The 15,383-nt window shown below is 60.2% G+C and carries 13 protein-coding genes; 11 read left to right on the top strand and 2 right to left on the bottom strand.

What is annotated here, in order from left to right; all coding sequences use genetic code 11:
• The first annotated feature begins 229 nt into the window (after positions 1 to 229).
• The 3 genes from rpmE (at position 230) to ACGSLL_RS10410 (ending at position 2,727) form a co-directional block, all read left to right on the top strand.
• Positions 230 to 451, top strand: coding sequence for a 50S ribosomal protein L31 (rpmE, locus tag ACGSLL_RS10420; RefSeq protein ID WP_016772055.1), 222 nt, complete (start codon positions 230 to 232; stop codon positions 449 to 451).
• A gap of 41 nt (positions 452 to 492) precedes the next feature.
• Positions 493 to 1,275, top strand: a complete 783-nt coding sequence (locus ACGSLL_RS10415) for a thermonuclease family protein (protein WP_394505907.1) — start codon at positions 493 to 495, stop codon at positions 1,273 to 1,275.
• 183 nt (positions 1,276 to 1,458) lie between these two features.
• Positions 1,459 to 2,727 (top strand): malic enzyme-like NAD(P)-binding protein, encoded by a 1,269-nt coding sequence (locus ACGSLL_RS10410; RefSeq protein ID WP_093105782.1) that lies wholly within the window; start codon positions 1,459 to 1,461, stop codon positions 2,725 to 2,727.
• 290 nt (positions 2,728 to 3,017) lie between these two features.
• On the opposite strand, the gene ACGSLL_RS10405 is transcribed toward ACGSLL_RS10410, so the two are convergent.
• A protein-coding gene (locus tag ACGSLL_RS10405; protein ID WP_394505521.1) for an IS3 family transposase occupies positions 3,018 to 4,240 on the bottom strand; the annotation gives its coding sequence in 2 pieces (ribosomal slippage) (positions 3,018 to 3,889 and positions 3,889 to 4,240; 1,224 coding nt in all).
• Between the two features lie 111 nt (positions 4,241 to 4,351).
• Entirely contained in the window at positions 4,352 to 6,796 is a 2,445-nt protein-coding gene (locus ACGSLL_RS10400; protein WP_394505905.1) for a penicillin-binding protein 1A, read from the bottom strand.
• 219 nt (positions 6,797 to 7,015) lie between these two features.
• On the opposite strand from ACGSLL_RS10400, the gene ACGSLL_RS10395 reads away from it, so the two are divergent.
• The 8 genes from ACGSLL_RS10395 (at position 7,016) to ACGSLL_RS10360 (ending at position 15,254) form a co-directional block, all read left to right on the top strand.
• Entirely contained in the window at positions 7,016 to 8,080 is a 1,065-nt protein-coding gene (locus tag ACGSLL_RS10395; RefSeq protein ID WP_394505519.1) for a pilus assembly protein PilM, read from the top strand.
• Positions 8,080 to 8,646: a PilN domain-containing protein gene (locus ACGSLL_RS10390; protein ID WP_394505517.1), complete on the top strand. Its 567-nt coding sequence runs from the start codon at positions 8,080 to 8,082 to the stop codon at positions 8,644 to 8,646. Before ACGSLL_RS10395 ends, ACGSLL_RS10390 begins: the two co-directional genes overlap by 1 nt.
• Positions 8,643 to 9,266 (top strand): type 4a pilus biogenesis protein PilO, encoded by a 624-nt coding sequence (gene pilO, locus ACGSLL_RS10385; protein ID WP_394505515.1) that lies wholly within the window; start codon positions 8,643 to 8,645, stop codon positions 9,264 to 9,266. Before ACGSLL_RS10390 ends, pilO begins: the two co-directional genes overlap by 4 nt.
• Positions 9,263 to 9,790 (top strand): pilus assembly protein PilP, encoded by a 528-nt coding sequence (locus ACGSLL_RS10380; protein WP_394505513.1) that lies wholly within the window; start codon positions 9,263 to 9,265, stop codon positions 9,788 to 9,790. Before pilO ends, ACGSLL_RS10380 begins: the two co-directional genes overlap by 4 nt.
• A 13-nt stretch (positions 9,791 to 9,803) precedes the next feature.
• Positions 9,804 to 11,882, top strand: coding sequence for a type IV pilus secretin PilQ (gene pilQ / locus ACGSLL_RS10375; RefSeq protein ID WP_394505511.1), 2,079 nt, complete (start codon positions 9,804 to 9,806; stop codon positions 11,880 to 11,882).
• Between the two features lie 4 nt (positions 11,883 to 11,886).
• The gene (gene aroK, locus ACGSLL_RS10370) at positions 11,887 to 12,405 is read left to right on the top strand and encodes a shikimate kinase AroK (protein ID WP_090280433.1); all 519 of its coding nucleotides are present in this window, start codon (positions 11,887 to 11,889) and stop codon (positions 12,403 to 12,405) included.
• Positions 12,406 to 12,556: 151 nt separating this feature from the next.
• Positions 12,557 to 13,657: a 3-dehydroquinate synthase gene (aroB, locus tag ACGSLL_RS10365; RefSeq protein WP_394505508.1), complete on the top strand. Its 1,101-nt coding sequence runs from the start codon at positions 12,557 to 12,559 to the stop codon at positions 13,655 to 13,657.
• Positions 13,658 to 13,667: 10 nt separating this feature from the next.
• On the top strand, positions 13,668 to 15,254 hold the full coding sequence (locus ACGSLL_RS10360) for an AAA family ATPase (protein ID WP_394505506.1): 1,587 nt from the start codon (positions 13,668 to 13,670) through the stop codon (positions 15,252 to 15,254).
• Positions 15,255 to 15,383: the final 129 nt, after the last annotated feature.

Here is a 15,383-nt window from a genome sequence, read left to right as displayed (position 1 = left end):
GCCTGCTCGCGAAAGCGGTGTGTCAGGCGACGAAGATGCTGGCCGGTAGATCGTCTTCGCGAGCAGGCTCGCTCCCACAGGGGCAGTGCAATGGGCCGGGAGCCTAGCAGACGGTCGGTCTCGGTGACAGCTTGCGCGTTTGAAAAGGTCTGGTAGAATCCGCGGCCTAATTACGTGCGGTATTCAACAATAGTGTTGGGTGGCGGCACGCTAGCCTGAGGAAGACACCATGAAAGCCGAAATCCATCCGAACTACCCGGAAATCGCTGTTACCTGCAGCTGCGGTAACAAGTTCGAAACTCGTTCGACCTACGGCAAAGCCCTGGCGATCGACGTTTGCAACGAATGCCACCCGTTCTACACCGGTAAGCAGAAGACTCTGGACACCGGCGGCCGCGTGCAGAAGTTCGCAGACCGTTTCGCTACTTTCGGCGTCGGCAAAAAAGCCTGAGGCTGATCATTTTGGAAGGTCGTGTCGACTTCTCCAGACTGATGAAAAAGGCGTCCCTTGCGGGCGCCTTTTTTGTGTCTGCGATTTGGCTTTCGGGGGCGCAAGCGTTCTGTCCAGCACCCGCTGGGCTGGCCAGCGTCACTGTGCAGCGGGTAGTCGATGGCGACACGCTGCGTCTGAGCGACGGCCGCAGCGTGCGGATGATCGGCCTCAATACGCCGGAGCTGGGCAAGCAGGGCCGTAGCGACGAGCCGTTCGCCGTGGCCGCGCGCAAACGGCTCGAAGCGCTGGTCGCGGACAGCGGCGGGCGTGTCGGCTTGCGTTCCGGACAGCAGGGAAAGGACCACTACGGCCGTGCGCTAGCGCATGTCTACAGTGCCAGCGGTGCCAATCTCGAAGCGCAAATGCTGGCTGATGGCCTCGGTTTCCAGGTGGCCGTTGCGCCGAACGTCGATCTGGTCGCCTGTCAGCAGGCCGCCGAAGCCTCGGCGCGGCAGGCCGGCCGCGGCATCTGGCGGCAGTCACCGGTGCTCAAAGCGCAGCAGATCCAGCGTTCGGGCTTTGCTGTGGTCAGCGGTCGGGTGAGCAAGGTGCAGCGCAATCGCGGTGGAATCTGGATCGAGATACAGGACGCGCTTGTACTGCGCATTGCACCCAATCTGGTCGGACAATTCGACAATGCCCGTTTGCAAGCGCTGAAGGGCCAGCAGATCGAGGCACGCGGCTGGATCGTCGATCGCTCGCGCCGCGGTGGCTTGCAGGCGGGGCAGGCGCGCTGGCTGTTGCCATTGACCGATCCTTCGATGCTGCAGGGTTCGCGCTGAAGAAAAATTGTAGACATTTTTCATGTCGATTGTGAACAGTCCAGCCCTTGTGCGCCGTGGCTCTTGGCCCAAAGTCGTAGGGCAGGGCGCTTGACAGTGGTGACTGCCCAGTCTTGTGGGGACTTTGCGAGGCGCGTATCCTCGCTGACCAGTCTGTCCAACAGTAAAAAGCGGAATGCCAAAATGTCTGATCTGAAAACTGCCGCTCTCGAATATCATGCCAATCCTCGTCCCGGGAAGCTGAGTGTCGAGCTCACCAAGGCCACTGCTACCGCTCGCGACCTGTCGCTGGCGTACAGCCCCGGCGTAGCTGAACCAGTGCGCGAGATCGCCCGCGATCCCGAACTGGCCTACAAGTACACCGGCAAGGGCAACCTGGTTGCAGTGATTTCCGATGGCACCGCGATTCTCGGCCTGGGCAACCTCGGCCCGTTGGCCTCCAAGCCAGTGATGGAAGGCAAGGGCGTGCTGTTCAAGCGCTTCGCCGGTATCGACGTGTTCGACATCGAAGTCGACTCGGAAAGCCCGCAGGCCTTCATCGACACGGTCAAGCGCATCTCCATCACTTTCGGCGGTATCAACCTCGAAGACATCAAGGCACCAGAATGCTTTGAGATCGAGCGCGCGCTGATCGAACAGTGCGACATCCCGGTATTCCACGATGACCAGCACGGCACCGCGATCGTTACCGCGGCCGGCATGATCAACGCCCTGGAAATCGCTGGCAAAACCCTGCCAGAAGCGAAGATCGTCTGCCTGGGCGCCGGCGCTGCCGCCATCTCCTGCATGAAGCTGCTGGTGAGCATGGGCGCACGCATCGAAAACATCTTCATGGTTGACCGTACCGGCGTGATCCACTCCGGCCGTGACGACCTCAACCAGTACAAGGCCGTGTTCGCTCACGCCACCGAGAAGCGCAGCCTGGCTGACGCACTGGCAGGCGCTGACGTGTTCGTCGGTCTGTCCGGCCCGAACCTGCTGAGCGCTGAAGGCCTGCTGTCGATGGCACCGAACCCGATCGTGTTCGCCTGCTCCAACCCGGACCCGGAAATTTCCCCGGAACTGGCTCACGCCACCCGTAGCGACGTGATCATGGCGACCGGCCGTTCGGACTACCCGAACCAGGTCAACAACGTCCTGGGCTTCCCGTTCATCTTCCGCGGTGCCCTGGACGTTCGCGCCAAGCGCATCAACGAAGAAATGAAAGTCGCCGCGGCCAACGCTCTGCGTGAACTGGCCAAGCTGCCAGTGCCACAGGACGTCTGCGATGCCTACGGTGGTGCTCCGCTGGAATTCGGCCGTGAGTACATCATTCCGAAGCCAATGGACAAGCGCCTGATCACCCTGATCTCCGACGCTGTGGCTAAAGCGGCGATCGAGACCGGTGTGGCCACTCTGCCGTATCCGAAGAACTACCCGCTGAAAAGCGTGGATGACGTGTTCAACGGCTAAGTCGTTGTAGCGCTACAAGCGAAAGCCCCGGCTCGTGAGAGTCGGGGCTTTTTTGTTGGTCAGAAACAACCCTCACCCTAACCCTCTCCCAGAGGGAGAGGGGACAAATTGCGGGATGCTTGGGAGCTACGCCGACCTGAAAGTGTTCTGCCGAATCCATAATCGACACAGCGCTTTCAGGTTGATGGGAGCCTCCAGACACTTCGATCAGTCCCCTCTCCCTCTGGGAGAGGGCTAGGGTGAGGGGCTTTTGATCTTCATGTCTAGTCCTGAAATAGGTTTACACCTATTCACCCCAACGCCCGATGCACCGCATCGGGCGTTTTGTATTTTAAGGAAAGGTGCGGCCGCTCTTGGTTGTAGATCGTAATAGCCTCCCGCACCATCTGTTCAGCCTGTTCTAGATTTTCTGGCCTGTAGAGCAGCAGCTCTGTTTTCAGAATGCCGTTAACCCGCTCTGCGAGAGCGTTTTGGTAGCAATCGTAGCCATCGGTCATTGAGCAAATGACGCCATGTTTGGAGTGCAGCTTCTGGTAGAGATCAGAGCAGTACTGTGCGCCGCGATCCGAGTGATGCACCAGTCGTTGGCTTGTTCGGCGCTCTTTTAGCGCCTTTCGGAAGGCTTGAGCCACGGATTTGGCGTGCAGGCTGTCATGCACGTGAAAGCCGACAATTTTTCTCGAGTAGGCATCTGTCACCAAACTTAAGTAAACAGATCCTTCTCGGGTGGGGATGTAGGTGATATCTGCTACCCAGACCTGTTCTGGGCCGGTCGCAATCACTTGCTGCGGGCCAGGTTTCAGAAGGTTGGGATGGCAGCGAAAGCGATGATGGCTGTCAGTCGTCTTGTGATAGGCCCGTTTTCTTCGTACCAGTTGGCGATGATCGCGCAAAACATCGAATAGACGATCCCTTCCAACATGCAGTTCTTGTCTCTCGCGTTTGGCATGCATCATCGAATGTAACTTACGAGTACCGATGCAGGGCTGACGTAAGCGGATCTCATGCACAAACTTGATGAGCTTCTGGTCTTGCTCAAGCCTGGATCGGTAGGCCCGATCTCGCTTGTAATAGGCTTGGCGACTTATTCCCATAAACTGGCAAGCCCTGCTGACACTCAGGGTTTGGGTTTGCGCAACGACTTGCCTGGCCGCTTTTTTACAACGGATACGCCATAGTCATTCTTCAGAACATCGACCACGTCTTCAAAAAACTTGGCTTTCTGATTGGCCAGCGCCAATTGTTCTTCAAGCTCTTTGATTCTCTGCTCAGGCGTTAGCGGCAAAGTTGGCTCGTCCATCGGTCGAGTCCTCTGAGAGCGAATGGAGGCGCCTTGGCTCCAATCCTGCCGACCATGCTTGCGTAACCAAACCAGAACCGTCGACCGGCCTTGAATCCCATAGCGCCGTTGAGCCTCTTTATAACTCAACTCGCCTTTTTCGACCTGATCGACAACCGACAATTTAAAAGTCAGCGTGTAATCACGCTGACTGCGCTTTTCGCCCGTCTCCATTGCACCCTCCTGATAAGAAGCCAGAAGGTGTAAACCTTATTCAGGACGAGACATCAGCCATTAAAAAGCCCCGCGCTTCTCATGAGGGCGGGGCTTTTTATTAATCGCGGATCAGAACAAGTCGATCGGCGCCTGCTCATCCGCCGGCAGCGGGCTGCCCGGTACGACGCCGTTGCCCAGCTCATTCATCGACGGAGGGGAGTCTTCAGCCTTGAACAGCTCGAAGTACGCGCCCGGTGTGCTCGGCGACGCTGCACGGCCACTGACCGGGTCGACGCGCAGACTGAGGATGCCTTCCGGTTCTGGCTGGACATGCGGTGGCTTGTCCTTCAGCGCGGCCGACATGTAATTCATCCAGATCGGCAGTGCCACAGTGCCGCCGAATTCGCGGCGGCCGAGGCTTTCCGGCTGGTCGAAACCGGTCCACACGGTGGTCACGTAATCGGCGTTGTAACCGGAGAACCACGCATCCTTCGATTCGTTGGTAGTACCGGTCTTGCCGGCGATGTCGCTGCGGCCCATGGCCAGGGCGCGGCGGCCGGTGCCGAGCTTGATCACGTCCTGCAACATGCTGTTGAGGATGTAGGTGGTGCGACCATCGACAATCCGCTCGGCCACCGCTGGCGCTTGCGGCACTGCCTGGTTGCCCGGCGCTTCGCCGGGAACCGGTGCGGCGTTGACTGTGAACGACTCAGATGGCGGCGCGGCGATACCGTCCGTCGCCGAGCCTCCTTGCGGAACAGTCGGCGGGTTGGCCACGAACAGCGTGTCGCCGTTACGACTCTCGATCTTGTCGATGATGTACGGGGTAATCTTGTAACCGCCGTTGGCGAAGGTGCTCCAGCCGGTGGCGATTTCCATTGGCGTCAGCGTCGCGGTACCCAATGCCAGCGACAGGTTCGGCGGCAGGTCCTGCTTGTTGAAGCCGAAGCGGGTGATGTAGTCGATGGTTTTACCCACGCCCATCGCCTGCAGCAGACGGATCGACACCAGGTTACGCGACTTGTACAGCGCCTCGCGCAGACGGATCGGACCGAGGAAGGTGTTGGTGTCGTTCTTCGGACGCCAGACCTTGTCCAGGTACTCGTCGACGAACACGATCGGCGCATCGTTGACCAAAGTCGCAGCGGTGTACCCACTGTCCAGTGCGGCACTGTAAACGAACGGTTTGAAGCTCGAACCCGGCTGACGCTTGGCCTGCATGGCGCGGTTGTAGTTACTCTGCTCGAACGCGAAACCACCGACCAGCGAACGGATCGCGCCGTTCTGCGGATCCAGCGACACCAAAGCGCCTTGCGCCTGCGGGATCTGGCTGAACTTCAGCGAGTTGTCTTTCTGGCGCTGCACGCGGATCAGATCGCCGACCTGCGCGACGTCCGCCGGTTGACGCGGATTGGCGCCCATGCTGTTGGTATTGAGGAACGGCCGCGCCCATTTCATGGTGTCCCAGGCGACATGTTCTTCGCCGGTGCGGGTCAGCACTTGCAGGCCGTTTTTGTCGACCTGAGTGACGATCGCCGGCTCCAGACTGCTGATGGTGCGCTGTTTGGTCAGTTCGCTGGCCCAGGCCTCGCGGGTCTTGCCCGGCAGGCGCGACTCGGGGCCGCGGTAGCCGTGGCGCTGGTCGTAGGTCATCAAGCCTTCGTGCAGCGCGGTGTTGGCCATTTCCTGCAGGTTGCTCGGCACCGTGGTGGTGACGCGAAAACCCTCGGTGTAGGCGTCGCTGCCATAGCGGCCGACCATTTCCGCGCGGGCCATTTCGGCGATGTACGGCGCGTTCACTTCCGGCGTCGGTACGTGGTAGCTGGCATTCAGCGGTTCGTTGATCGCGGCGGTGTAGTCGGCCTCGGTGATCTTGCCGAGTTTGTACATGCGCCCGAGGATCCAGTCGCGGCGCTCTTTACTGCGCGCCGGGTTGGCCAGCGGGTTGAAGCGCGACGGGGCTTTCGGCAGGCCGGCGATCATCGCCATCTGCGCCAGGCTGACGTCACGGATCGATTTGCCGTAATACACCTGCGCCGCCGCCTCGATGCCGTAGGCGCGGTTGCCCAGATAGATCTTGTTGACGTACAGCTCAAGGATCTCGTCCTTGGTCAGCTGGCGTTCGATCTGCAGGGCCAGAAGAATTTCCGTGGTTTTACGCGAGAAGCTGCGTTCGCTGGTGAGGAAGAAGTTCTTCGCCACCTGCATGGTGATGGTGCTGCCGCCGGACTGGATGTGCCCGCTTTTGACCAGTTGCGTTGCGGCGCGCATCAGGCTGCTCGGATCGACGCCGTAGTGGTTGGCGAAATTGTCGTCTTCAGCACTTAGTAACGCATTAATGAAATTGGGCGGAATGTCGGCGAAACGGATCGGTGTGCGGCGCATTTCGCCAAACTCTGCGATTAACTTGTCATCGCTGCTGTAGACGCGAAGCGGAATCTGCAACTGAATGCTTCGCAGAGCCTCCACAGACGGCAAACCCGGACTAAGGTAAAGAAACGCGCCGCTGAGACCTAATAGCAGTCCGCAGAAAACGGCGACGATGGACCAACCGAAAAATTTCAGCAGACGAATCAAGGCTTTTGGACATCCAGAGCAAAGAATGAATTTGGCGACGGGGTTCTGGTAACACACAGAACGGTCCGCGCGGGCAGTAAAAAGCGGAAAAAAACGCTGGGCATTATAAGCACTTTTCCGCAGGGGGCGTCATTTGCGCTTCTGTCAAGACGGGGTGAAGGAACGCAATGCGTATTACAGAGTCCGTAACTCACGGAAAGTCATAGGGAATTGGTAGTGCTGGGACTCTTCAATAAAAAAGCCAATACGTTACTGGGGATCGACATCAGTTCTACGTCAGTGAAGCTGCTGGAACTGAGCCGTCAGGGCGAGCGCTACCGGGTCGAGGCCTATGCCGTCGAGCCCTTGCCGGCCAACGCAGTGGTCGAAAAGAACATCGCCGAACTTGAAGGCGTCGGCCAGGCCCTCAGTCGCGTGCTGAGCAAGGCGCGCACCGGGCTCAAGGGCGTGGCGGTGGCGGTGGCCGGCTCGGCGGTGATCACCAAGGTCATCGAGATGGACGCCGGGCTGTCCGACGACGAGCTGGAAAACCAGCTGAAAATCGAGGCCGACCAATACATTCCCTATCCGCTGGATGAAGTCGCCATCGACTTCGAAGTCCAGGGCGTATCGCCGCGCAATCCCGAACGAGTCAACGTCCTGCTGGCGGCCTGTCGCAAGGAAAACGTTGAAGTGCGCGAAGCGGCCTTGGCCCTTGCCGGGCTGACGGCCCGCGTGGTGGACGTCGAGGCCTACGCGCTGGAACGCTCATACGCTTTGCTGGCGACGCAACTGGCGGCGTCCCAGGAGCGCCTGACCGTCGCCGTAGTCGACATCGGCGCGACGATGACCACTCTCAGCGTCCTTCATAACGGCAAGATCATCTACACCCGCGAGCAACTGTTCGGCGGTCGGCAATTGACCGAGGAAATCCAGCGGCGTTACGGCCTTACCGTCGAGCAGGCCGGGCTGGCGAAGAAACAGGGTGGCCTGCCCGACGATTACGTCAGTGAAGTCCTGCAGCCGTTTCGCGAGGCGCTGGTGCAGCAGGTGTCACGCTCGCTGCAATTCTTCTTCGCCTCCGGGCAATACAACTCTGTCGATCACATTCTTCTGGCCGGCGGCACGGCCTCGGTACCGGGTCTGGATCGCTTGATCGAACAGCGCCTGAACACGCCGACGCAAGTGGCCAATCCGTTCGCCGACATGTCGTTGAGCAGCAAGGTCAACGCCGGTGCGCTGGCCAGCGACGCGCCGGCGCTGATGGTTGCCTGCGGGCTCGCGCTCAGGAGTTTCGACTGATGGCGCGGATCAACCTTTTACCTTGGCGCGAAGAGCGTCGCGAGGAACGGCGCAAGCGCTTTCTGCTGGTATTGACTGGCGTGTTCGTCGGCTCGGTCGGCGCCTTGCTGATTGCCGATCAGATCATCAGCGCCGCCATTGACCGGCAAATTGCGCGCAACGACTACATCAGCAAGCAAATCGCTGTGGTCGACGAGCGGATCAAGCAGATCAGTGAACTCAAGGCGCGCCGCCAGCAACTGGTCGAACGCATGCGCATCATCCAGGACCTGCAGGGCAACCGGCAGGTCAGCGGGCGGATCTTCGATCAACTGGCGCGCACGCTGCCGGACGGTGTGTATTTCACCGAAGTGAAAATGGCCGGCAAAGCCCTGTCGATCAGCGGCGCCGCTGAATCCAACAATCGCGTTTCCGACCTGATGCGCAATCTGGAAGCATCGGACTGGTTCGATGCACCGAGCCTCAACGAAGTCAAGGCGACCACTGCCGGCCAAGTCGATCAGGCCAACACTTTTGAGCTGACCGTGCGCCAGACGCAGCCCAAGACTGCCGAGGACGACCAATGAAGCCGTCCGAATGGCTGGAAAGCCTGCGCAGCGTCGACTTCAACGACCTCGACACCAGCAACATCGGTTCGTGGCCGGCAGCGGTGAAGTTCATTGCCGGCGCGCTGTTGATGGTGCTGGTGTTGGCGCTTGGCTATAACTTTTTCATCAGCGATCTGGAAAACCAGCACGACCTCAAGCGGGAGGAGGAGCTGACGCTCAAGGAACAGTTCGCCAGCAAGGCGCGTCTGTCGGCCAATCTCGAGCTGTACACCCAGCAGATGAAGGAGATGGAAACTACCTTCGGCGAGTTGCTGCGGCAGTTGCCCAGCGACACCGAAGTGCCGGGCCTGCTCGAAGACATCACCCGCACTGGCCTGGGCAGCGGCCTGGAATTCGAAGAGATCAAGCTGCTGCCGGAAGTCACCCAGCCGTTCTACATCGAGCTGCCAATCCAGATCACTGTTACCGGCGCTTACCACGACCTCGCCACATTCGTCAGTGGCGTAGCCGGATTGCCGCGCATCGTTACCCTGCACGATTTCGAGCTCGCACCGGCCAACAAGGAAGTCGGACCGAAGCTGCGCATGAGCATCCTCGCCAAGACTTACCGCTATAACGACAAGGGGCTGCAGAAATGACCCCGATTCGTTACATGGCATGGGCGATGACGCTGCTCGCATTGAGCGGGTGTGGCGGGGGGGATGACTTCAGTGATCTCGACGCCTACATGAATGAAGTGCGCCTGCGTCCGGCTGGCAAGATTGAACCAACGCCGACATTCCGGTCTTACCCGACATTCACTTACAGCGCGGCCAACCTGCGCAGTCCGTTTTCACCGCAGGTGCGAGTCGATCTGGCCGGGCGCAAACACGGTTCACGCAACGTCAAGCCCGACCCCAATCGGGTCAAGCAATACCTGGAAGGTTTCAACATCGAGCAGTTCGAGATGGTCGGCACGATTGCCAATGCCTCGGGCTCGTTCGCGCTGCTGCGCGGTGCGGGCGGGGTGCATCGGTTGAAAGTCGGCGATTACCTGGGGCGCAACGACGGGCGCATCGTCGCCATCAGTGCGACACAGATCGACGTCGTCGAAATCGTGCCCGACGGGCAGGGCGCCTGGCTCGAGCGGCCGCGCACCATTCCTTTGAAAGAGCATTCATAGTGGAAGTCGAATAATGAACAGGATTTTCTCCACCCTCGGTTTTTCGCTATGGATAGCGCTGATGTCGCCGATGGTAAATGCGGCCAACCTGAAAGCGCTGGATGTAGCGGCGTTACCGGGTGACCGCGTCGAACTGAAGCTGTCGTTCGACGGCCCGCCACCGTCGCCCAAGGGCTATACCACCGAATCGCCGGCGCGGATCGCTGTCGATCTGCCCGGTGTTGCCAGCCAATTGACCAACAAGAATCTTGACCTGGGCAGCGGCAATGCGCGTACCGCCACGGTGGTCGAGGCCAAGGATCGCACGCGGCTGATCGTCAGCCTCACCCAGCTTGCGCCTTACACCACGCGCATCGAGGGCAACAAGCTGTTCGTGGTGGTGGGTCAGGGCGCTCCGGCGCCTGCCTCGCGTCCCGTCGCCGTTGCGCCCCGCACGAGTACGCCAGCTGCGCCAGCGGCAAAGGCATTCGCACCGAAACCCCGCGGTATTCGTGGCGTCGATTTTCAGCGCGGCACCGAGGGCGAGGGCAATGTCGTCATTGATCTGTCCGACCCGACCATCGCCCCGGATATCCAGGAGCACGACGGCAAGATCATCCTCAGCTTCACCCGCACGCAATTGCCGGAAAAGCTGCGCGTGCGCCTCGACGTCAAGGACTTCGCCACACCGGTGCAGTTCGTCAATGCCGCGGTAAGCGGTGATCGCACGCTGATCACCGTCGAGCCCAGCGGCACCTATGACTACTCGACCTTCCAGACCGACAACAAATTGACCGTCAGCGTCCGCCCGATGAGCGTCGACGACCTGCAAAAACGCAACGCCGACCGTCAGACCTACATCGGCGAAAAGCTCTCGCTGAATTTCCAGGACATCGATGTCCGCTCGGTGCTGCAACTGATCGCCGACTTCACCAACCTCAACCTGGTGGCCAGCGATACGGTGCAGGGCGGCATTACCCTGCGCCTGCAAAACGTACCGTGGGATCAGGCGCTGGATCTTGTGCTGAAAACCAAGGGCCTGGATAAACGCAAGATCGGCAACGTGCTGCTGGTCGCGCCGGCCGATGAGATCGCTGCCCGCGAGCGCCAGGAACTCGAGTCGCAGAAGCAGATTGCCGAACTGGCGCCGCTGCGCCGCGAACTGTTGCAGGTGAATTATGCGAAGGCGGCAGACATTGCCAAACTGTTCCAGTCGGTGACCAGCGCGGAAGCGAAAGTCGATGAGCGCGGTTCGATCACCGTCGATGAGCGGACCAACAACATCATTGCCTACCAGACCCAGGATCGCCTCGACGAGCTGCGGCGGATCGTGGCGCAACTGGATATTCCGGTGCGTCAGGTGATGATCGAGGCGCGCATCGTCGAGGCCAACGTCGATTACGACAAGAGTCTCGGTGTGCGCTGGGGTGGTTCAGTGCAGAACAAGGGCAACTGGAACGCGTCCGGGGTCAACGGTTCGTCGAGCACCATCGGTACGCCGGGCAGCACCAGCACCAACTCGCCGTTCGTCGACATGGGCACTGTCAACAATACTTCCGGAATTGGCATCGCGTTCATCACCGATAACGTTCTGCTCGATCTTGAGCTGACGGCGATGGAAAAGACCGGCAACGGCGAAATCGTCTCGCAACCGAAAGTGGTCACCTCCGACAAGGAAACCGCGAAAATCCTCAAGGGCACCGAGATTCCCTATCAGGAAGCCAGTTCCAGTGGCGCGACTTCGGTGTCGTTCAAGGAGGCCTCGCTGTCGCTGGAGGTCACGCCGCAGATCACGCCGGACAACCGCATCATCATGGAGGTCAAGGTCACCAAGGACGAACCGGATTACCTGAACAAAGTGCAGGATGTGCCGCCGATCAAGAAAAACGAGGTCAACGCCAAGGTGCTGGTCAACGACGGCGAAACCATCGTGATTGGTGGTGTTTTTTCAAATACTCAGAGCAAGGTTGTAGATAAGGTGCCATTTCTTGGCGATGTGCCGTATCTTGGCCGCCTTTTCCGGCGTGATGTGGTTTCGGAGAAAAAATCCGAGCTGCTGGTATTTCTCACTCCGCGTATCATGAATAACCAGGCGATTGCTGTGAGTCGTTGATTCTGTGCGAAATTTGATACTTGTAGGACCGATGGGTGCTGGCAAAAGCACCATCGGCCGATTGCTGGCCAAAGAGCTGCGCCTGCCGTTCAAGGATTCCGACAAGGAAATTGAGCTGCGCACGGGTGCCAATATCCCATGGATCTTCGACAAGGAAGGCGAGCCAGGCTTTCGTGACCGTGAGCAGGCGATGATCGCCGAGCTGTGCGCGTTCGACGGCGTGGTGCTGGCGACCGGCGGTGGCGCGGTGATGCGTGATGCCAATCGCAAGGCCCTGTTCGAGGGCGGGCGGGTGGTGTACCTGCATGCGTCCGTCGAACAGCAGGTCGGCCGCACCTCGCGTGACCGCAACCGGCCGTTGCTGCGCACCGCCGATCCGGCGAAAACCCTGCGCGACCTGTTGGCGATCCGCGATCCGCTCTATCGGGAAATTGCCGATCTGGTGGTGGAAACCGACGAACGGCCGCCGCGCATGGTGGTGCTCGATATTCTCGACCGTCTGGCACAGCTTCCACCCCGTTAAAGCCGCGCTCGAAATGCGCTATCCTCGGCGTCCTGTCACCGCCCGCCGAGGGTGTGGCAGACGGCCGGCGAGCGGCGTCATACCCGTTACAGACGGCGGATACCAATAATTCAGGGCAGGACGCCTGCTTCCATCTTCACTGTGGGGACACATGCAGACACTCAAGGTCGACCTGGGCGAGCGCAGCTACCCGATTCATATTGGCGAAGGTCTGCTGGACCAGCCCGAACTGCTGGCGCCGCATATCCACGGGCGGCAAGTGGCAATCATCTCCAATGAGACCGTTGCGCCGCTCTATCTCGAACGTCTGACCCGCAGCCTGGCGCAGTTCTCGGTGATTTCCGTGGTGCTGCCGGACGGCGAAGCGTTCAAGAACTGGGAAACCCTGCAGTTGATCTTCGACGGTCTGCTGACCGCTCGGCATGATCGCCGTACCACTGTAATCGCTCTGGGCGGCGGTGTGATCGGCGACATGGCCGGTTTCGCCGCTGCCTGCTATCAGCGCGGCGTCGATTTCATTCAGATTCCGACCACGCTGTTGTCCCAGGTCGATTCGTCGGTGGGCGGCAAGACCGGCATCAATCATCCGCTAGGCAAGAACATGGTCGGCGCTTTCTATCAGCCGAACGTGGTGCTGATCGATACCGCGTCGCTGAAAACCCTGCCGGCGCGTGAACTCTCCGCCGGTCTGGCCGAAGTCATCAAATACGGTCTGATCTGTGATGAGCCGTTCCTGACCTGGCTCGAAGACAACGTCGACGCCCTGCGCGCGCTGGACCAGAAAGCCCTGACCTACGCGATCGAGCGCTCCTGCGCGGCCAAGGCTGCGGTAGTCGGCGCCGATGAAAAGGAAACCGGCGTGCGTGCAACGCTCAACCTCGGCCATACCTTCGGTCACGCCATCGAGACCCATATGGGCTATGGTGTGTGGCTGCACGGTGAAGCGGTCGCGGCTGGCACCGTGATGGCGCTGGAGATGTCCGCGCGTCTTGGCTGGATCAGCGAGCAGGAGCGCGATCGTGGCATTCGTCTGTTCCAGCGCGCCGGTCTGCCGGTGATTCCGCCCGAAGAAATGCGTGAAGCCGATTTTCTGCAACACATGGCAATTGATAAAAAAGTGATCGACGGTCGTTTGCGCCTGGTGCTGCTGCGCCGGATGGGTGAAGCGGTCGTGACCGACGATTATCCGAAAGAGGTTCTACAGGCCACGCTGGGAGCGGATTACCGCGCCCTGGCTCAGCTTAAAGGTTAATAAGATTCCGATGACTAGTTTGCATGCCGACGAGGCGTTTCTCGGCCATTTCCAGTTAAGTCATGACCCGTTCGCGCCGCGGGTGCCAGGCTTCAAATTTTTCCCGGCCCAGCGCAAACCGGTGCTGGGTCAACTGCATCATCTGGCGCGTTACAGCCAGTTGCTGCTGGTGGTCACCGGCCCGCAGGGCAGCGGCAAGACCTTGCTGCGTCAGGCGCTGGTCGCCAGCACCAACAAGCAGTCGGTGCAGAGCGTGGTGGTTTCCGCCCGTGGCGCCGGCGATGCCGCCGGTGTGCTGCGCCAGGTCGCGCAGGCGCTGGACGTTGCCCAGGCTGAGGTCGGTGCGATTCTCGAACAGGTCGTCCAGCTCGGCTTGACCGGTCAGGAAGTCTATCTGCTGGTGGACGACGCTGAGCAGCTCGACGAATCCGCTCTCGAAGCGCTGATGGCGCTGGGTGCCGGCACGCCGGAAGGGCGTCCGCATGTGTTCCTGTTCGGCGAGTCGTCGCTGATCGCTCAGCTTGAGGCGTTGCAGCTTGAAGAAGAGCATTTTCACGTCATCGAGCTGCAGCCGTACACCGAAGAAGAGACTCGCGAATATCTCGACCAGCGGCTCGAAGGCGCGGGCCGGGGTGTCGAACTTTTCACCGCGGATCAGATCTCTGATATTCACGAAAGCTCCGAGGGTTGGCCGGGCAACATCAACCAGGTCGCTCGCGATGCTCTGATCGAAGTCATGATAGCCAGCCGCTCCGCGGTGAAGCGTCCAAGTATGGGGTTCAACATGCCGAAGAAACACGTATTGGCGATTTCCGCCGTCGTGGTGGTCGCGGTCGCTGCCGCCTGGCTGATGCCGGGTCGCAACAAGGCGCCGACCACCGGCGCGCCAGCCAATGAACAGGCGCAGTTGCCTCTGGGTCAGGCGCCCGCCAACGGCGCGGCACCGAACGTCGAATTCGCCGGCAACACCCAGCCGATGCCGCTGCCGCTGGTCGGCAACTCGCAACCGGTCATGCGTGGGCCGTTGGCCGAAGCGGCCGGTGGCATCACTGAAGGTGACGACGGTGTGCCGGTGGAAGGCTCCAGTGATACCCCGCCGACCGTGACCACCTCCGCGCCGCCTGCAGGCGTGCCGGCCGGTCCTGCGCCGACTCCGGTCCCGCTGCCAGCAACCAAGCCGGCTCCAGCGCCGACGCCAGCCCCAACGCAAGTCGCCACGGCCAAGCCTGCTCCGGCCGCGCCAGCCGCCAAACCAGCGCCAGCACCAGCCAAACCGGCCGAGAAACCAGTGACCGTTGCCAAAGCCGCCGGTGGCAGCTGGTACGCCGGTCAGCCGACCAGCAACTACGTGGTACAGATCCTCGGTACCAGCTCGGAAACCGCTGCGCAGAACTTCGTCAAGGAGCAGGGCGGCGAGTACCGTTATTTCAAGAAAGTTCTCAACGGCAAGCCGCTTTACGTGATTACCTACGGCAACTTTGCCAATCGTGATGCGGCCGTTTCTGCCATCAAGGCCTTGCCAGCGAAGGTTCAGGCTGGTAAACCTTGGCCTCGCACTGTCGCCAGCGTCCAACAGGAACTGGCAACAACTCGCTGAAGATTCGGCGGCCTTACCCAGGCCGCCTCTCCCGGCACCTCAAAATCTCCATAAGTGCGCGCTTTCTGAAAAGGATGCGTGCCTTGTGGTGTCTGCGTCACAGTAGTCTTTGAGTCGTTGCAGTCATAA

Origin of the sequence: Pseudomonas retamae, assembly GCF_043496865.1 — a bacterium.
Lineage (GTDB): Bacteria > Pseudomonadota > Gammaproteobacteria > Pseudomonadales > Pseudomonadaceae > Aquipseudomonas > Aquipseudomonas retamae.
The sequence above is the reverse complement of the archived record's forward strand: the minus strand, read 5'-3'. Positions and strand labels throughout refer to the sequence as shown.